Below are 18,532 nucleotides of genomic sequence, written 5' to 3' on the forward strand. Positions count from 1 at the left end.
GTGCGGTTCGCGGTGCCGACGCTCCCGTGTCGATCTCCATCGCTTCAGTCGCCGCACCGTCCCCCTGAACGGGTGATCATCCGGATGCCTTGATCGATCCATGGTGGAAGAATGCGCAGTCCGGAAAGAGCGGAAGATCACAAAGTGAATTGAAGCACTTTGCATGGAAAGGGTCGCGGATACCGCGTACGAGGCGGAGCAGTACCGCTCGCCTCGGTGTGACACCGGTGTCCGAAGCCGGATCCGAAGCTCTCCGGCACGTGACCCGAGCACAACCGAGGAGGACGAATGTCCCTGCTCAACGTTGCCCGGTCCGGGTGGGCCGCGAGCACCGGACCGCGGCCCGCGCCACCGGGCGGTGGAATCGCGGGCACGTCGGCGGAACCGCGGGCCGTGCCGCACGGCGGGCATGTCCTGGCCCAGGAGCCGTCGTCCCTGCTGCGGCTCGACGCCGCCGATTACACGATCGTCGGAATCGTACTGGTCATCGCACTGGCCGCTCTCGTATTCGGCTACGTGCTCATCCGGGAGGTGCTGGCTGCAGCCGAGGGATCCGAGCGGATGCGCGAGATCGCCCGGGCGATCCAGGAGGGGGCCTCGGCCTATCTCAACCGCCAGTTCCGCACCCTGGCGTTCTTCGCGGTGATCGTTTTCCTGCTGCTGTTCGCGCTCCCGGCCGAGACACCGGCACAGCGGATCGGCAGATCGGTGTTCTTCCTGTTCGGCGCGGCGTTCTCCGCCGCCATCGGCTATCTCGGCATGTGGTTGTCCACGCGGGCCAATCTGCGCGTCGCCGCTGCCGCCAACGACCCGACCGCGGGCAGGACCAAGGCGATGCGGATCGCTTTCCGCACCGGCGGGGTGGTCGGCATGACCACCATCGGACTGGGGTTGTTCGGCGCCGCGCTGGTGGTGCTGGTCTACGCCGGGCAGGCACCACGCGTCCTGGAGGGCTTCGGATTCGGTGCCGCGCTGCTGGCGATGTTCATGCGTGTGGGTGGCGGAATATTCACCAAGGCCGCCGACGTCGGTGCCGACCTGGTCGGCAAGGTGGAGCAGAACATCCCCGAGGACGACCCGCGCAACGCCGCCACGATCGCGGACAACGTGGGGGACAACGTCGGCGACTGCGCCGGGATGGCGGCCGATCTGTTCGAGTCCTACGCGGTCACCCTGGTGGCCTCGCTGATCCTGGGAACCGCCGCGTTCGGCACCAAGGGGCTGCTCTTCCCACTGATCGTGCCCGCCATCGGGGTGGTCACCGCCGTGCTCGGTGTCTACATCACGAGGGCGCGAAGCGGCGAGGGCGCGCTGGTCGCCATCAACCGCTCCTTCTACATCTCGGCGGCGATATCCGCCGTGGCCTGCGCGGTCGCCGCGCTGCTCTACCTGCCCGGTTCGTACGCCGAGCTGACCGGAGTTCCGCCCCGGATCCTCGACCTCGGCGGCAACCCGGCGGTGGTCGCGCTCGTCTCCGTGGTCATCGGCATCGTGCTCGCCGTCGTCATCCTCAAGCTGACCGGCTACTTCACCGCCACCGAGCGCAAGCCGGTACGCGACGTCGGCAGGTCCTCCACCACCGGTCCGGCCACGGTGATACTCACCGGTTTCTCGGTCGGCTTCGAGTCGGCCGTCTACACCGCGCTGGTCATCGCGGCGGCGGTGTTCGGGGCCTTCCTGCTGTCCGGCTCCATATCGGTGGCGCTGTTCGCGGTCGCGCTGGCGGGCTGCGGACTGCTGACCACCGTCGGCGTGATCGTCGCGATGGACACCTTCGGCCCCGTGGCCGACAACGCGCAGGGGATCGCGGAGATGTCCGGCGAGTTCGAGGGGGAGGGGGCGGCCGTGCTCACCGAGCTGGACGCGGTCGGCAACACCACCAAGGCCATCACGAAGGGCATCGCGATCGCCACCGCCGTACTGGCGGCCACCGCGCTGTTCGGCTCGTACCGCGACGCGATAGGCAGCGCACTGGCCGACATCGGTGCGCAGCTCACGGTCGGCGAGTTCCTGGTCTACGCACCGAACGTGCTCGTCGGGGTCATCATCGGTGCCGCCGTGGTGTTCCTGTTCGCGGGACTGGCCATCAACGCGGTCTCCCGGGCGGCGGGGGCGGTTGTGCACGAGGTGCGCAGGCAGTTCTCCGCCAAGCCGGGAATCATGGACGGCTCGGAGCGTCCCGAGTACGGCCGGGTGGTCGACATCTGCACCAGGGACTCGCTGCGGGAACTGGCGACGCCGGGGCTGTTGGCGGTCCTCGCTCCCATAGCGGTCGGCTTCGGGCTCGGGGTCGGGCCGCTGGCCGGTTACCTGGCCGGTGCGATCGCGGTGGGAACCCTGATGGCGATCTTCCTGGCGAACTCGGGCGGTGCCTGGGACAACTCCAAGAAACTGGTCGAGGACGGTTACCACGGCGGCAAGGGCTCGCCCGCCCACGAGGCCACCGTCATCGGTGACACGGTCGGCGACCCGTTCAAGGACACCGCCGGTCCAGCCATCAACCCGCTGCTGAAGGTGATGAACCTGGTTTCGGTGCTGGTGGCACCCGCCGTGGTCACCGTGACGGTGGGGGCAGACGCCTCGCTCGGGCAGCGGATCACCATCGCGGTGGTCTGCTTCCTCGTGATAGCCGCGGCGGTGATCTCCTCCAAGCGAAGGAGCACCGCCATCGCCGAGAGCTCCGGGGACGAGGTCGTCAACGGCGCCAAGTGATTTCGGAATCGTGGCCACCTCGTCTTCCGTGGTTACTTCCGTGGCTGAACCTCCGGTGCGGCTCCCGCTCCGGGAGGCCCGACATCGGGTAGCGACCGACACAACGTCGGGCCTTCCTCGCGAGAGCCGCACCGGAGAACCCGCGGCGGTGCCGGCTGCCGGAGCGGTCGGGGTTCGTTCCGCGGGAGTGGTCGGGGTTCGGACCGGGGAAGTGGTTGGGGATTCGGCACCGGTCGGGCGGCCTCTACCAGCCGTCCGGCGATTTCGCGAGAAATCGACGCTCTTCGGAGGGGAACCGCCCCACGTACACAGGGCTCCTCGACCAGTGACGCGGCGATTTCGCGAGAAACCGACGCCGCCACCGGAGCGCGCACCGGTTCCCCGGCCCGGTTCCGGTGATCGTGTGCTCTGGCGCCCGGAGCGCGCGGGACTCTACGATCACCGGAGTGGGCCAGCTTTCGTTCTTCTCGGCCGAGGCACGGCCCGCTCGTATCGCCGATCTGGCCGGCCTGCTCTGCGGCCACGGCCAGGTGACCGGTTTCGGGCGCGGCACCGCCGCGCGCCTCTCCGTCGTGCTCGCCGAGTCCTGGCGGGTTCACGCACTGCACGAGATGTTCCGGGCGCGGGGAGTGCCCGTGGAAGTGTCCCGCACCGAGTGCGATGAATCACTGCTGCGGACCTCGTTCCGGGCCGATCTGACCCAGCTGGCCGCGAGTTGGTTACACGGCGCGGTAAAGTCGGTGCCGAACGGATTCAACCCGGATGGTTCGGCGCTGCGCGTCTGGACGCTCATCGCGGGCGCCCCCACCACTGGGGGATATCTACTCGGGCTGGATCCGAGCGTGCCGGAGACTCACGAGCCGCTTGTTTCGTCACTCGGTCGTGCGGGCCTACCAGCCAGGACGGTCGGTTCGCCGGGTGCGGAGCCCGCGTTGCGGATCGTGGGCCGGCGTCGCCTGACTCGGTTGGCCGAGCTCGTCGGACCCGCGCCGAACGGCGCTCCTGGGGGAGCATGGCCGCTGTCGCCGTGAGTCGTTCGACACACCTCCTCGTGGTCGTCATGGCGGAACACTGCCGAGGTAGGGGACGTTCGGCCTGGTGAAGCGCGCGGAACCGGGGCGGCGTGTGTCACGCTGTGCGTTCCCCGGGACGGCGAACAGGACCGGACACGGTGCACACTGACGGATCGGACACCTCCAGACGAGAGCAGGTAGGCGTGGCTGGCTCGACACGGACGAAGAAGGACGGCGCCAAGGGGCGCGCTTCTAAGGCATCCACCGGGAGCTCCGGCGGTCGGCGGTTGGTGATCGTCGAGTCCCCGGCCAAGGCGCGCAAGATCGCTTCCTTCCTCGGCTCGGACTACCAGGTCGAGTCGTCACGTGGTCACATCCGGGATCTCCCGCGCGGTGCCGCCGACGTTCCCGCCGACTACAAGGGGCAGTCCTGGGCACGCTTCGGCGTGAACGTGGACAACGACTTCGAACCGCTGTACCTGGTGACCGACGACAAGCGGGACACGGTCGAGGAACTCCGCGAGGCGCTGTCCGACGCCGAGGAGCTCTATCTCGCCACCGATGGCGATCGGGAGGGCGAGGCGATCGCCTGGCACCTGCAGGAGACGCTGCAGCCCTCCGTCCCGGTGTACCGGATGGTGTTCCACGAGATCACCGAGTCCGCCATTCGGGCCGCTGCGGCCAATCCCCGCGAGCTCGACAACGACCTGGTGGACGCGCAGGAGACCCGTCGCATCCTGGACCGACTCTACGGCTACGAGGTCAGCCCCGTGCTGTGGAAGAAGGTCATGCCGAAGCTCTCGGCGGGCCGGGTGCAGTCGGTGGCGACCCGCATCGTCGTGCAGCGGGAACGGGAGCGCATCCGGTTCGTGCCCGCCTCCTACTGGGACATCGCCGCCACGCTGCACACCGCCGACGACGAGCAGCTCGGCAGGCAGGGCGGTTTCGGTGCCCGACTGGTCAACGTCGACGGCTCCAGGCTGGCGACCGGACGCGACTTCGGCCCGGACGGCGAGCTCACCGGCGACGCCCTGGTGCTGGACGAACCGCGTGCCCGTGCGCTCGCCGAAGGGCTGGCCGACACCGAGCTGACCGTCTCCGCCGTCGAGGAGAAGCCCTACACGCGCAAGCCCTACGCGCCGTTCATGACCTCCACGCTGCAACAGGAGGCGGGGCGCAAGCTCAGGTTCTCGGCCGACCGCACCATGCGGACCGCGCAGCGGCTCTACGAGAACGGCTACATCACCTACATGCGTACGGACTCCACGACGCTGTCGGACACCGCGATCGCGGCGGCGCGGCAGCAGGCCGGGGAGCTGTACGGCAACGACTACCTGTCCGCGCAGGCCAGGCAGTACACCCGCAAGGTCAAGAACGCGCAGGAGGCCCACGAGGCCATCCGTCCCGCAGGGGAGAACTTCCGCACCCCGCGCCAGGTCTCCTCGGAACTGGACACCGACGGCTCCAAGCTCTACGAGCTGATCTGGCAGCGCACCATCGCCTCCCAGATGGCCGACGCCAAGGGGACGACCATGTCGGTGCGGGTCACCGGCACCGCCACGAGCGGGGAGGAGTGCACCTTCGCCGCCTCCGGCCGCACGATCACTTTCGCCGGTTTCCTCAAGGCCTACGTCGAGTCGGTGGACTCCGAGGCCGGTGGGGTGGCCGACGACGCGGAGTCGAGACTGCCCCGCCTCGTCGAGGGGCAGCGGGTCTCGGCGGGCGAGCTCGACCCGGACGGGCACACCACCAGCCCGCCCGCCCGCTACACCGAGGCCAGCCTGGTCAAGGCCCTGGAGGAGCTGGGGATCGGACGCCCCTCCACCTACGCCTCCATCATCAGCACCATCCAGGAGCGCGGCTACGTCTGGCGCAAGGGCTCGGCGCTGGTTCCCTCCTGGATCGCGTTCGCCGTGGTGGGGCTGCTGGAGCAGCACTTCTCCAGGCTGGTGGACTACGACTTCACCGCCGCGCTGGAGGACGAGCTCGACCGGATAGCCGAGGGCGCCCAGCAGCGCACCAAGTGGCTCAACGGGTTCTACTTCGGCGGTGACATCGGTCCGCAGGACTCCATCGGGCGTGCCGGGGGGCTGAAGAAGCTCGTCGGGTCCGGTGTTGAGGAGATCGACGCCCGGCAGGTCAATTCCATCCCGATGTTCACCGACGACGAGGGGCGCACGGTCTACGTCCGGGTCGGCCGCTACGGTCCCTACCTCGAGCGCAGCGCTTCCACGTCGGGCGAGGGCAACGGCGAGTCGCAGCGCGCGAACCTGCCGGACGCGCTGCCGCCGGACGAGCTGACTCCCCAGGTGGCGGAGAAGTTGTTCGCCACCCCGATGGAGGGCAACACCCTCGGTACCGATCCGGAGACCGGCAACGAGGTCGTCGCCAAGGACGGGCGGTTCGGGCCCTACGTCACGGAGATCCTGCCGGAGGGGACCAAGACCAAGCCGCGCACGGCCAGCCTGTTCAAGTCGATGTCGCTGGACACGGTGACGTTGCAGGACGCGCTGCGATTGCTCTCGCTGCCCCGCACCGTGGGGACCGACCCCGACACGGGGGAAGAGATCACCGCGCAGAACGGTCGTTACGGGCCTTACCTGAAGCGGGGCAGTGATTCGCGCTCGTTGGACAACGAGGAGCAGATCTTCGCGATCACGCTGGAGGAGGCCCGCGCCATCTACGCGCAGCCGAAGCAGCGTGGTCGCAGGGCGGCGGCGCCTCCGCTGCGCGAACTCGGCGAGGAACCGGACACCGGCCGGAACCTGGTGGTCAAGGATGGGCGGTTCGGCCCGTACGTCACCGACGGCGAGACGAACGCCTCGCTGCGCAAGGGCGACAGCGTCGAAGAGCTGACCAAGGAGCGCGCCGTCGAACTGGTCGCCGAACGACGCGCCAAGGCTCCCGCCAAGAAGGGCGGCAAGAAGTCCGGTGGCTCCGGGTCCAACGGCGGCAAGAGCGGTGCCAAGTCCGGTGGCGGCAACGGTTCCTCGGGATCCGGCACCTCGGGCAGCGGTACCAAGAGCGGTACGAGCGGCTCGGGCGGCAAGAGCACTGCCAAGAAGTCCGCGGGCGGCAAGTCGAGTGGCTCCGGAACCAAGAGTTCGGCGAGCAAGAGCTCCACGAGCGGCACGAGTGGGAAGAGCTCGACGAGCAAGAGCTCGGGCACCAAGAGCTCGGGCACCAAGAGCAACGGTTCCAAGACCGGGAGCTCCGCGTCCGCGAGTTCGAAGGGTCAGCGAGCCGCGGACCGTTCCAACACGTGATCGGGTTTCGAGGTACCGGCGATGGCAAGCGAGACAGCGGCCCCGACGGCCGGGGCCGTCGCCGAGCGGGAGTCCGAGGGCATCTGGGCCGAGGTCGTCGGCCAGCCCGAAGCCGTGCGCACCTTGCGCGAGGCCGCTCGGGCGGCGCGTGACCGGCTGGCGGGGCGCGACACCGCCACGGGAGCCATGACCCACGCCTGGCTGTTCACCGGTCCACCGGGGTCGGGACATCCCGTCATGGCTCGCGCGTTCGCGGGAGCGTTGCAGTGCACCGATCCGGGAACGGTCGGCTGCGGCGAGTGCGTCGCCTGCGAGACGGCACTGGCGGGCACTCACGCCGATGTCACCACGGTGGTCCCGGAAGGTCTCTCGATCTCGGTCGCCGAGATGCGTTCGCTGGTGCAGGCCGCGGCCCGACGTCCCAACACCGGTCACTGGCGGGTCGTGCTCATCGAGGACGCCGACCGGCTCACGGAGGGCGCGGCGAACGCGCTGCTCAAAGCGGTCGAGGAACCCCCCGCGCGCACCGTTTTCCTGCTGTGCTCGCCCTCGGACCATCCCGCCGACGTGCCGGTGACCATCCGCTCCCGGTGCCGTGGCGTGCAGTTGCGCACCCCGCTCACGGAGGCGATCGCCGAGGTGCTGCACCACCGGGAGGGCGTCGAGCGATCCATGGCCGACTGGGCGGCCTCGGTGTGCGGCGGACACGTCGATCGTGCTCGTCGGCTGGCCACCGACCAGCAGGCCAGGGAACGCCGCGAGGCCGTGCTGCGCATCCCGCTCGGGCTGCGCGGGCTGTCCGAGGTCTTCAGCGAGGCGAGCGGGCTGGTCCGCGCCGCCGAGACCGAGGCCGGCGAGGCCAACCAGTCGCGCGACGAGGCCGAGAAAGAGGAGCTGCGTACCGCGATGGGTGCCGGTGGCACCGGCAAGGGGACCTCCTCGGCCACCAAGGGCGCCAACGCGGCGTTGAAGGAACTGGAGAAGAAGCAGAAGGCCCGCGCCACCCGGTCACAGCGGGACGCGCTGGACCTGGCGCTGGTCGATCTCGCCGGGTTCTACCGGGACGTGCTGGCCCTCGGCTTCGGGGCCGAGGTGCCGCTGAACCACCCCGATTTCGCGAGCCAGGCACGCCGGGCGGCCGCGGAGTGGACCTCCGAGACCGCCCTGCGTCGGTTGGAAGCGGTGCTGCGCTGCCGAACCGCGCTGGACCGCAACGTCAAACCGATCATCGCCGTGGAGGCGTTGGCCGCCGAACTCCACCGGTGATCCCGGACGCTCATCCCCGGCGGCGCGGCAGTGCCGCCACCAGCACCGCACCCAGCAGCAACAGGGCCGTTCCGGTCCAGAACAGCGGCACCGCGTGGTAGGCCCCCGAGGTCTTCGCCAGCGGTGGGGAGTCGCCCCCGGAAGCCGGTGGGGTGGTGGTCGGTGGCTGGGTCGAGGTCGAGCAGTCGACACCGCCCTCCGGCGCGTTGGCCCTGGCGAACTGCTCGCCGAACGAGATCTGGGCGAGTGCGCTGGAGAAGCCGAGCAGCTCGTTCGGCAGGATCTTCAGGTCCAGCAGCCGTGCTCCCGCGCGTACCGCGGTGCCGTCCGTTCGCTTGGTCAGTTCACCGAGGCTGAGCCGCAGCACCCCGATGTCCAGTACCCCGGACTCGCCCGAGTGCCCGACCAGCGGAACGTCGGAGTCGATGCCCGAGGTGGGCAGCGGGATACCGATCGGAAGTTCGAACTCGGGGTTGGCCGCGTCCAACGTGAACAGTTCCTCGCCCCCGCGACTGACCCGCAGTACCGGCGCACTGTAATCCACCGTGGATGTCTTCGGGTCGCCGGTAGCCGTGGCGGTGAGGGTGGGTTGGCTGACGATGTCGATGCGCAGTTCCTGCGAGGTCCCCGCGAACAGCCGGATGCTGGCGACGTCGAACCGTGAGGTGGAGCGGACCGCCTTGTTGTCCTGCCCCGCCACGTCCACCAGTCGCACGTTGGAGCGGGCGTGCATGATCTCGGGAACCCGCAGTACCGAGCCGGACGCGTCGGAGCTTCCCGCACCTCCCAGCAGTCCCCCCAGCCGTTCGAGCGGGCCGGCCAACCGGTTCAACCCGTCGCGCAGCGCCCCGGCATCGGCTGCGGCGAGCTCACTCGTACCGCTGGAGACCTTCTCGGCGAGTTCGTCCTCCCGACTCTGCAGCGAGGGCAGCACGTTCAGCGCCGAGATGCTCGCCAGCGTGGTCTCGGCGTCGGCGATCGGTTCCACGCAGGGGCCGAGCTTCTCGTCCCAGCGGGCGTGCACGTTGCCTTTCAGCAGGCCGAGGTCGAGCAACTTGTCCAGTGGGGTGGACGGTGGTTCCAGACCTCTGGTCCTGGGCTCGGCGTTATCGGGTACCGCGGTCTGCGCCAGCGAGCCGGGCAGTGCGGGCGCGTTGCCTCCCACTGCGAATCCGAACGGTGCGGACTCGGCGATCGCGTGCTCCTGGGCGAGGTACGCCTTCGAGTTGGCCTTGGCCGTTGCCAGGCCCATCCCGGTCTCCACCAGCGCCTGCCTGGGCAACTGCTCGTCGAACTCGGGCGCGTCCAGGATCGATTCGCCCGGCACCGCGTTCGGCAGCACCCGCAGCAGGCCGATGCCGGTGCCCGCCTCGGCGACCACCGGTCCGGGAACCGGGTTCTCCGGCTCGCTCCGCCCGGGAGGCTGGCCCGGGAACTCGGGGGAGGGAGTGGGGGTTTCCGGGGGCGTGCTCTGCGCGGTCGCGGCGGGAAGGCTCAGACACGCGACGGCGAACGAGACGGCGGAACAGATCGCGATCCGGTGGACAGGGGATATGCGCATCCAGCACCTTCCGGTATTCCCGTGATCGTCATCACTCCACCCTTCAACGAGCCGGGGGGCTGCGGGTGACGTTCACGTACCCGCTACACTTGTACGCGGTTTCGCCGCCTTAGCTCAGTCGGTCAGAGCGACGCACTCGTAATGCGTAGGTCAGGGGTTCGACTCCCCTAGGCGGCTCCACCGGTGACCGGCCGTTTTCCGCGATGCGGGAGACGGTCGGTTCTCGTTTCGGCTCGGTTCACCTCGCCGCCTCACCCCGCTCGGCGATTTCGCGAGAGATTGACACCCACCGCAGCGGCTGATCCCGAAAACCCCGTGACGCCCCGAAAACCCCGTGATGTCGGTGCCGACCGATAGCTTCGGCCCATGACCGATCAACACGAGAGCCGCACCGTCGAGGTCCCGTTCGAGGTTCTGGAGTGGGACGAGTCCGTCTACGATGAACCGGTGGAGGGCCCCAGGCTGTCCAGGGTCTCGATCCGGAAGCGGTACCAGGGCGTGCTCGACGGCACGGGCACCGGTGTGGTGCTCACCGCCGGAGGAGCATCCGGCGGTGGCTACGTGATCTCCGAGCGTTTCGAGGGCACGGTCGACGGGCGGCACGGCACCTTCGTGCTGCAGCACGGCGGGCTCGCGGACGGGACGGAGCAACGCACCTACGGCGCCATCGTCCCCACGTCCGGGACCGGAGAACTCACCGGCATAGCGAGCAGCTCCGTCGAGTTCGAGCACGGACTGCTCCGGTTGGAGTACACGCTCTGAAACGAGCCCTTGCCGCCGACCAGCCCGACAGGACCTCCGTCGTCGTGTCGATCGAAGAGCGGCAGCGGGCGCACCGACCCCGAGAGCGGACTCGCCGGGGTGTCGGCACCGACATCCCGGCACCTCGGAAAATAGGGTTTTCCCATGACGGACGAGCACGGGACGACCGTTTCGAGGATGGCGGCCGGTGCGCTGTTCGTCGCTGCGGGCGGAGAGGTGTTGCTCGTCCGCAAGACCTACGGCAACCGGTGGGACATCCCCGGTGGTTACGTCGAGCCGGGTGAGTCACCCGCGCGGGCGTGCACCAGGGAGCTGGCCGAGGAGCTGGGGATTCGGCGGTATCCGAGTCGGATACTGGTCGTGGACTGGGCACCCACCGACAGCGAGCCCGACAAGCTGCTCTGGGTCTTCGACTGCGGGGAGCTGGCCGAGGACGAACAGCGCATCCGGCTCGACTTCGACGAGCTGGACCACTGGGAGTGGGTCCCGGTGGTCGACCTGGACGAGTACCTGATCCCGAGGTTGGCCCGCAGGCTGCGTGGGGCTCTCACGGCTCGTGAGCTGGGTGGGGCCGTCTACCTCGAACACGGCGAGCCGGTGTTCGGGTAGTAGCCGCACACCGGGGTAAGGCGCCGTGCACGTCTAAGGTGCGGGATTCCGCCACGTCTCGCCGGAACCGTGGCATTGACTTCGAGCGCGCTCGAAGATCTAGCTTCGCCGTGTTGCCGAATTGATCGAGCGGGTGGAACCCGAACGGTTCGGAGTCATGGGTAGGTACCCTCGCGGGGAGGAAGCGATGCGGATCTCGGCGGTCGAACACCACGTGAGTGACCTCGCGGCGGCGGTGGTCTTCTACCGCGATCTCCTGGGGTTGCCGGTCTCGCACGGCGACGCTTCCGCCCGCGTCACGCTCGGTTCCAGCGAGTTGTGGCTGACCGAGGGCCCCGCGACGGCGGCGGCACACCACCTCGCCTTCGACGTCCCCGCGCGGAACTTCGACGCCGCGGTCTCGTGGTTGGCGGAACGCGTGCCGCTGCTGCGTTCCGCCGATACCGGCGAGCACGAGTTCGAGGGCCCCGCCGGCTGGAACTCGCGTTCGGTCTACTTCCTCGGCCCCGACGGCGAGGTGCTGGAGCTGATCGCCCGGAGGCGGATGCGACACCTCCCGGCGTCGGAGGGCTTCGGGCCCGACCACATCGTCTCCATCAGCGAGGTCGCTGTCGCGGTGGACGATGTGTCCGCGACCGCCGCTGAGCTGGAACGTCGCTTCGGCGTCACCTCGTTCGGCCCGAGTTCTGCAAACTTCGACCCGGTGGGGGATGAAACGGGGCTGCTGATCCTGGTGCGGACCGGGCGGGTATGGGTGCCGGACGGGATGCGGCACAGCGGACCGCTGCCGCTCGCGGTGTGGTTGAGGGATCTCGGAACCCCGGGGGAGTTTCGACCGAGTGACACCTGCACGGTGATCGTTGGCTGATCGGCCGTGTCTCCGAGGTGCTTTCGTGAGCGCGAGCTTCGCGGATACGCCACCGCCGGTGTCTCGGTGTCCGCTCGGTTGGTGGGGCGGATCGCCCAGAAAACATGAGATTTTTCCGCGCTACGCCGCACGGGTGGATATGAAAAATATTCTAACCGGAGTGTCGACGGGGCGATGCTCCGCGTTTGGCGCGTCCAATGCTTCTCCGGTTGAATTCGGGCGCCGGAAAATCTTCGTTTTCGTTGCCGGTTCGCTCGGGTGCGTGCCGTCGGTTTTCGGGGGTGCTTGGTTGTGTTTTCGCTGTACAGGTAATATGGCACCTTTCGGTTTGACGGTTTCGACCGGCACGTCTTACTGGTGGTTCGAACGGAGGTGAAATTGTCGCGATCCTGTGCGGGTGTGGCTCGTGTTTTCTGTCGGCTCGTATTTATTCCGGGTGGCGAATATGTCATCTGTTCGTGTGGCGAGTGACTGAGTGATGCCCTTTTCGGGAAACCCCGTTGTTCTCGGTTCGGGCGGGTAAGGTGTGACGGTCCACTAGCGTGGGGATGGCTCGGCGGGCGTGGGGGTGCCGCCGGGGTGGAGACGTGCCGTCACCATCGTGGCGATCCGGATGTGGACTGTAAGTCCATTGTGGACCTATTGTATGTTTTCCCCGTGTCCGTGCGAACTTCGCCATGTGCCGGGGGTGCTCCGTGTCCGTGACGCGCCTGACCGTGCGGCTGGCGTCTCGTGGATGATGTGACGGGTCGGTGACTGCCGGTGAACGGTGTCGATGCCGCCCTGCGGGGGGACTGAATGCGTAGCGTTATTCGACCACTCTGGGCGTCACTCCGTCAGCCGATTGCAGTAACGCTGTTGAGCTATTTCGATCACAGTGACGCCGTGAAGGGATCGTGTGATGAGCAGTACCGAGGTCAGCACGGGGATTGTCGGGGGAGGTGTGCTCTCCGCCGAATCAGATCCCGATGACGTCGCCCGACGCATCGCGGACCTCTCCGAACAGGTGCACCGGGCGCTGCTGTTACGACGCCTGTTGGCGGTATGGGCACTTCCCGCCAACGTGGCGCTGGTCGCGTTGACCGTGAGCTGGTTCGCGTCGGACTGGGGTCCGGGATGGAGGTTGTCGACACTCGTTTCGGTGATTCCGGTGATCTCCGTGGTGGGGTCGATCTTCCTGCTCTACCGGCAGTACTTCAAAGTACGCGATATGGCGATCGAACTGCGCGAACTGAACCAGGCTCGACGTGAGCAGTCGCTCGACGACGTCGGCTCCGGCGGTGACCTGCTCGCGGCACACAAGCGCTATCGGGCCTACCTGCCCGACGCGATTCGTGCTTATCGCAGGCAGGCCCGGTGTTTTCGTCGTGTGCACAACACCTTGCAAGTCGTGATCATTTCCGGCGCGATCGTGACTTCGGTGATCGCGGCGGTCTCGGTCACGATGGCCGACGTCCGTTGGGCCGTGGTGGGGGCGAGCTTGTTGGTCGCGTTGACCGCCGCGCTGTCCGGCTTTGCCAAGTACCGCGAACGAGGGATCAACCTGCAGCAGACCGCGGACGCGCTGGAACGTGAATACCATTCGGTAGAGCTCCGGGTGGGCAAGTATCGCCGGTTCGACAGCGAGCAGGCGGCTTACGCGGAATTCGCCCACGAGGCGGAGGTGTTGCTGGACGAGCACGCCAAACGCCAGCAGCAGGTCGGTCCCGCGATGCTGCCGGACGCGCTCGTGTAGGTGCCGGGTCGCGGACCGAAGCACGATCCGTGACCCGGCGTCATGCTCGACGCGGTGTTGGTTCCGCCCCGAGAGCTCAGGATGCTCTCATACGGTGTGCGATGAAAATGCATAGCTCGATCGTGTTAGTGGCGGCATGTTTTCGAGCTTGTGTGGCAATTTTCGTTACTCGCCGTACGAGAAAACCGCTACTAGGGTTCGCTGAATCGTGTTGAGAGTGATTTCCGTAGTCTTTGCCCGGCGTGGGGGACAGTTACCTGTGCAGAGAGGAACCAAGGCGATGAAACGCACTCTTACCACGGTGACCGCCCTGGTGGCGGGAAGCGTCGGCGCCATCGGCTTCGCGGGTACCGCCGCCGCGGACGGCCCGGAGCTGCCCGCCGAGCTGCCGGTGGACAACAACGTGGCCAAGACCACCTACCACACCGCCGCGACGCTGCATTCCGCGCAGCAGGCCATCGGCGATGTCGTGCCCTCGCAGGGCATCCCGGCCGGCCGCGATGCCGCCGGAGCCACCGACGCCGCCGGAGCCACCGACGGTGACCCGCTCAAGGAAGCCGTGCAGAACGGTCACATCTCAGGTGAACTGCTCAACGGGGAGCAGCTGAACGGCGTTCCGGACGAGATGCTGCAGAACCCGTCACAGCAGGATCAGCAGCCCCAGCAGGCCCAGCAGTCCTCGACTCGTCCCGCGCCGACTTCCAGCAGCAACCTCGCCGGGCTGCCCGTCGGTGACGTGGTCAGCGGTATCGCTGGCTGAACGGTCCCCCGTCGCGACCGACGGCACGACAGGGACTACGGCACACAGGAAGGTCCCCGCCATCGCTCGGCGGGGACCTTCCTGCTGCCTCACCGGCTCGGAGCGTTCCTTCGGTGCTTCCCGCACCGGACGCCCCGCCGCGTGGTCCGGCCCCGTGGCCACTGCCACAGCGGTACTCCCGGTGGGCTCCCCGGAGTGGTGCGGGTGCCCGCTCGATGTCGGGGCAACCGCTCACGGTCGGGTGGTGAGTCCGCCGCCGTGGGGGCGTCCCGACGAGCCGAACGGAGAGTCCGAAGACTCAGTGGCCCTCTTCCTTGGCCCGCTCGTACGACTTCTTGATCTCCGCCTCGGCCTCGTCCCGGCCGACCCAGGTGGCGCCCTCGACGCTCTTGGCGGGTTCCAGGTCCTTGTAGACCTCGAAGAAGTGCTGGATCTCCAGCCGGTGGAACTCCGGCACGTGGTGGATGTCGCGCATGTGCTCCTGCCGCGGATCGTCGGCGGGCACACAGATGATCTTGTCGTCGCCGCCCTTCTCATCGCGCATCCGGAACATGCCGATGGCGCGAGCGCTGATCAGGCAACCGGGGAAGGTCGGCTCCTGGATGAGCACGAGCGCGTCCAGCGGATCCCCGTCCTCGCCGAGGGTCTCCTCGATGAACCCGTAGTCGGCCGGATACTGGGTGGCGGTGAACAGCGTCCGGTCGAGACGGATACGGCCCGTCTTGTGGTCCACTTCGTACTTGTTGCGCTCCCCTTTGGGGATCTCGATCGTGACGTCGAAGTCCACGCGTTCCTCATTCGTCCTAGTGATGTTTCGGACGGCGATGGTGCCGTTCCCGGCCGTTGCTCGGGGAGTCCCCGATCGCCCGCCCTGGGGCGGACCATCCGGCGTGGAATCGGATCGGAGTGGATCGTGTCCGAACCGTTACCACCACCGGTGGAGTGATGACTACAGCCTAGGAACCGGCTTTGAAAACCGCTCGCGGGGTCGGATAATCCCAGCTCGCAGCGGGTGCACGCTCCGGCCGGAGTACCCGGCGCCGTGATCGCCGCCCGGCCGTTCCGGCCTGACCGGCGCGCACGGCGACAGTCCTCGGCGGTTCTCGCTCAGCGGTCCGCACCGTTTCCGGTGTGGCCTCGTCCACCACTCCCACGGACGCAACTAGTGTGGGACAAGTCAGCCGTTCCAGCCGCACACAGTGTGCGAGATCGCATTCGCGAGCCGGTGAGAGTCGCTAGGAGGAGCACTTGCCCGAACCCCAGGAATCACGGGCTGGGACGGGCGGTCGTGACGACGCGGCATCGTCCGCCGAATCCACCGGCGACTTCCCCGCGGACTTCTCCGACGGCTTTCCGGAGACCGAGACGTCCGACACCGTCCCGGAGCCGGAGGACTCGTTCGAATGGCCCGCGGAGGATCCCGAGCAGCACTCCACCCAGGCGCAGAGCGCCCAGTCGTCGGATGCGCAGTCACCGGAATCCCAGTCGGAGGAGCACCGGCAGGAGAACTCTCCGCAGGAGGATTCCCGGCAGGAGGATTCCCGGCAGGAGGAGCACCAGCAGGAGGAGCCCCGGCCCGCGACCACCGAGCCGACATCGGAGACCTCCGACTCGGAGCCGGAGTGGCCGGAGCAGGATCCCGCCGCGGTCGAACGCACCCAGCGCTTCAGCGCGATCCGTCCCACTGAGCAGGAGCCGGACCAGTCGAGGCAGGATTCCGACCAGCAGCGGCAGGACTCTGGTCAACAGGAGCAGGACTCCGAGCAGTGCGGGCAGGAATCGGGCCAGCGTGACCAGGAGGCCGGCGGGAGTCCGGCCCCCGGCTCCGCTCCCGCCACCGATCCCCCCACCATCCGCATGCCGCGCATTCCCGCCGCGGATCCCGGGTGGCCGCGCGCCGAACCGGATCCGGCGGAACACCGCGAGCGGTTGGAGCAGCGAACCGAGCGGTTCACCGCACAGCAGAGACATCACCAGTCGGGAAACGCCGCTGGTGAACAGCAGGGTGCTCCCACCGGTAGTCGGCATCCCGGTCCGGCTCGTCCGGCCGCTCCCGCCGATTTCGATATCCCGATCGGCTCGGAAACGACTTCCGCGTGGCCTCCTCGGCAGGATCCCGGCCGTGCCGGGGGGCAAGCGACCCCGTGGGAACCAGGCGCGTCTCCGCATTCCGCGCGGGGCGGGGAATTTCCCCGGGACGGGGAGTACGACGAGGCCGGAACCGTCGAGCAAGAGCTGCTGCCCCGGCGGGACGAACAGGCCGACCAGGAGGTCGGTCCGCACCAGGTCGGCACCGCTCATCCCGTCGACGCCTCTCGATCCGCCGAGACCTCCCAGCCCGTCGAGCCTTCCCAGCCTGCCGAGCCCGCACCGCGTACCGAGGCAGCTCACCCAGCTGACACCGCCGAACCGGCCGCCAGGGGATCCGAGGAGAACCCCACCACCGGTACCGCGGCAGCTCTCGACCACGACGACCACGAGAGCGACCACCACGACAGCGACCACCACGACGGCGATCACGACGATTACGGCGACCTCGACGGCGACAGCCCCGAATCCGGCGAGGCCGTTCCCGCGGCTTCCGGTGAACCCCCGCCCCGTGGACGCCGCAGGACGCTCGTGCTCTCGGCGGTGGCCCTGCTCGGCGTGATCGCGATCGCCGCGGTGCTGGTGTTCCGCGGTTCCGGTTGGTTCGGTGACGTGTTGAACCCCCGTGCCGATCCGCCCGCCCCGGTCTCGCTGCGCCCCGATGTCAAGGGGTTGAACGCCTCGGCCCCCCTACCGACCGAACAGGGCGTCGAAGCCAAGTTGGAAGAGATCGCCTCGAATCCGGTGCTCGGGGACTTCGGAGCCGTGGTCCGTGACGCCAGGTCCGGCAGGACCCTCTGGGAACGGAACCCCGACCAGGGGCTGGTTCCCGCTTCCACCGACAAGCTGCTCACCGCGTCGGCGGCCTTGCTGGCTATCGACCACGATTTCCGGTTCCGCACGAAGGTCGTGCGCGGCAGCGAACCCGGCAGCATAGTGCTGGTCGGGGGCGGTGATCCGACGCTGTCCGCACTGCCCGAGGGGGAGAGTTCGGTCTATCCCGGTGCGGCCAGGCTGGACGAACTGGTGGAGCGAATCCGGTCGACCACTTCCGGCGACATCGAGTCGGTCAAGGTCGACGTCAGCCGCTACAGCGGACCGGGCTTGGCCGACAGCTGGGATCCGGCGGACGTGGCCAGGGGATATGTCGCCCCGATCCAGCCGGTGATGCTCGACGGTGGGCGTCAGGACCCCAAGAGCAAGGTCAGTTCACGCAGCGATGAACCGGCGCTGGACGCGGCCCGTGAGCTCGCCTCCAGGCTGGGAGCTCCCACCAGCTCTGTCAGCAGGACCACCGTCGACTCGGGGGCCTCCACCCTCGCGGAGGTCGAGTCGCCGCCGCTGCGGGATCTGGTGCGCAAAACACTGCGGGATTCGGACAACGTGCTCGCCGAGGCCCTCGCGCGGCAGGTCGCGATCACCACCGGCAACGAACCGTCGTTCTCCGGAGCCGTCCGGGCGGTCCGCACCGTGCTGAGCGAGAACGGTTTCGATCTGACCGGTGTCGACATCGTCGACGGCAGCGGGCTCTCCGCCTCCGACGAGCTGCCCGCCCGGATCCTGGGCGCGATAATGCGCACCGCGAGCGCTCCCGTCGAGAGTCCCTCGGGTCGTTCCGCCAGACTGCGGCCGTTGCTGACTTCCGTTCCCGTGGCCGGCGGAACCGGTGGTCTGGCCGGGCGCTACGACGGCGACGCCGCCGAGGGCAGCGGGTGGGTCCGTGCCAAGACCGGAACACTCACGGGGACCAACGCCCTGGCGGGCACCGTCGTCACTCGGGACGGCAGGCTGTTGGCGTTCGCGTTCCTGTCCAACGGGCGGAATCCCGTCTCCGTACGCCCGGTGATCGACGAACTGGCGGCCGCGTTGCGTACCTGCGGCTGCCGTTGAGC

General features: G+C 68.4%; 12 protein-coding genes and 1 tRNA gene. 11 read left to right on the forward strand and 2 right to left on the reverse strand.

Annotated features, from left to right (window positions below; genetic code table 11):
- The first annotated feature begins 288 nt into the window (after positions 1-288).
- From BM150_RS07945 to BM150_RS07960, 4 genes are all read left to right on the forward strand, one after another.
- Positions 289-2,712, forward strand: a complete 2,424-nt coding sequence (locus tag BM150_RS07945) for a sodium-translocating pyrophosphatase (RefSeq protein WP_092925552.1) — start codon at positions 289-291, stop codon at positions 2,710-2,712.
- A gap of 446 nt (positions 2,713-3,158) precedes the next feature.
- Positions 3,159-3,743 (forward strand): hypothetical protein, encoded by a 585-nt coding sequence (locus BM150_RS07950; protein WP_092925554.1) that lies wholly within the window; start codon positions 3,159-3,161, stop codon positions 3,741-3,743.
- Between the two features lie 185 nt (positions 3,744-3,928).
- On the forward strand, positions 3,929-6,991 hold the full coding sequence (gene topA, locus BM150_RS07955) for a type I DNA topoisomerase (RefSeq protein WP_175496730.1): 3,063 nt from the start codon (positions 3,929-3,931) through the stop codon (positions 6,989-6,991).
- A 21-nt stretch (positions 6,992-7,012) separates the two neighbouring features.
- Positions 7,013-8,257, forward strand: a complete 1,245-nt coding sequence (locus tag BM150_RS07960; protein ID WP_092925558.1) for a DNA polymerase III subunit delta' — start codon at positions 7,013-7,015, stop codon at positions 8,255-8,257.
- Positions 8,258-8,267: 10 nt separating this feature from the next.
- Here BM150_RS07960 and BM150_RS07965 read toward each other — a convergent pair whose 3' ends face one another.
- Positions 8,268-9,818, reverse strand: coding sequence for a hypothetical protein (locus tag BM150_RS07965; RefSeq protein WP_092925560.1), 1,551 nt, complete (start codon positions 9,816-9,818; stop codon positions 8,268-8,270).
- 103 nt (positions 9,819-9,921) lie between these two features.
- Between BM150_RS07965 and BM150_RS07970 the strand changes: the two genes are divergently transcribed.
- From BM150_RS07970 to BM150_RS24060, 6 genes are all read left to right on the forward strand, one after another.
- Positions 9,922-9,998, forward strand: a tRNA-Thr gene (locus BM150_RS07970).
- A 186-nt stretch (positions 9,999-10,184) separates the two neighbouring features.
- Positions 10,185-10,580, forward strand: coding sequence for a DUF3224 domain-containing protein (locus BM150_RS07975; RefSeq protein WP_092925562.1), 396 nt, complete (start codon positions 10,185-10,187; stop codon positions 10,578-10,580).
- A 144-nt stretch (positions 10,581-10,724) separates the two neighbouring features.
- On the forward strand, positions 10,725-11,189 hold the full coding sequence (locus tag BM150_RS07980; protein ID WP_092925564.1) for an NUDIX domain-containing protein: 465 nt from the start codon (positions 10,725-10,727) through the stop codon (positions 11,187-11,189).
- A gap of 187 nt (positions 11,190-11,376) precedes the next feature.
- On the forward strand, positions 11,377-12,057 hold the full coding sequence (locus BM150_RS07985; protein ID WP_139219473.1) for a VOC family protein: 681 nt from the start codon (positions 11,377-11,379) through the stop codon (positions 12,055-12,057).
- 901 nt (positions 12,058-12,958) lie between these two features.
- Complete coding sequence (locus BM150_RS07990; protein WP_245755352.1) at positions 12,959-13,792, forward strand: DUF4231 domain-containing protein; 834 nt, start codon at positions 12,959-12,961, stop codon at positions 13,790-13,792.
- Positions 13,793-14,072: 280 nt separating this feature from the next.
- Positions 14,073-14,552, forward strand: coding sequence for a hypothetical protein (locus BM150_RS24060; protein WP_175496731.1), 480 nt, complete (start codon positions 14,073-14,075; stop codon positions 14,550-14,552).
- 298 nt (positions 14,553-14,850) lie between these two features.
- Here BM150_RS24060 and BM150_RS08000 read toward each other — a convergent pair whose 3' ends face one another.
- Positions 14,851-15,339: an inorganic diphosphatase gene (locus BM150_RS08000; RefSeq protein ID WP_092628268.1), complete on the reverse strand. Its 489-nt coding sequence runs from the start codon at positions 15,337-15,339 to the stop codon at positions 14,851-14,853.
- A gap of 461 nt (positions 15,340-15,800) precedes the next feature.
- On the opposite strand from BM150_RS08000, the gene dacB reads away from it, so the two are divergent.
- The gene (dacB, locus tag BM150_RS08005; protein WP_245755353.1) at positions 15,801-18,530 is read left to right on the forward strand and encodes a D-alanyl-D-alanine carboxypeptidase/D-alanyl-D-alanine endopeptidase; all 2,730 of its coding nucleotides are present in this window, start codon (positions 15,801-15,803) and stop codon (positions 18,528-18,530) included.
- Positions 18,531-18,532: the final 2 nt, after the last annotated feature.

The organism is Actinopolyspora alba (assembly GCF_900112765.1).
Lineage (GTDB): Bacteria > Actinomycetota > Actinomycetes > Mycobacteriales > Pseudonocardiaceae > Actinopolyspora > Actinopolyspora alba.

Bases quoted from the DNA above. Each gene is read 5' to 3' on its own strand.
- BM150_RS07965 (WP_092925560.1), bottom strand. From the start codon at position 9,818: ATGCGCATATCCCCTGTCCACCGGATCGCGATCTGTTCCGCCGTCTCG.
- BM150_RS07980 (WP_092925564.1), top strand. From the start codon at position 10,725: ATGACGGACGAGCACGGGACGACCGTTTCGAGGATGGCGGCCGGTGCG.
- BM150_RS07990 (WP_245755352.1), top strand. From the start codon at position 12,959: ATGAGCAGTACCGAGGTCAGCACGGGGATTGTCGGGGGAGGTGTGCTC.
- BM150_RS07975 (WP_092925562.1), top strand. From the start codon at position 10,185: ATGACCGATCAACACGAGAGCCGCACCGTCGAGGTCCCGTTCGAGGTT.
- BM150_RS07985 (WP_139219473.1), top strand. From the start codon at position 11,377: ATGCGGATCTCGGCGGTCGAACACCACGTGAGTGACCTCGCGGCGGCG.
- BM150_RS07945 (WP_092925552.1), top strand. From the start codon at position 289: ATGTCCCTGCTCAACGTTGCCCGGTCCGGGTGGGCCGCGAGCACCGGA.
- BM150_RS07960 (WP_092925558.1), top strand. From the start codon at position 7,013: ATGGCAAGCGAGACAGCGGCCCCGACGGCCGGGGCCGTCGCCGAGCGG.
- BM150_RS24060 (WP_175496731.1), top strand. From the start codon at position 14,073: ATGAAACGCACTCTTACCACGGTGACCGCCCTGGTGGCGGGAAGCGTC.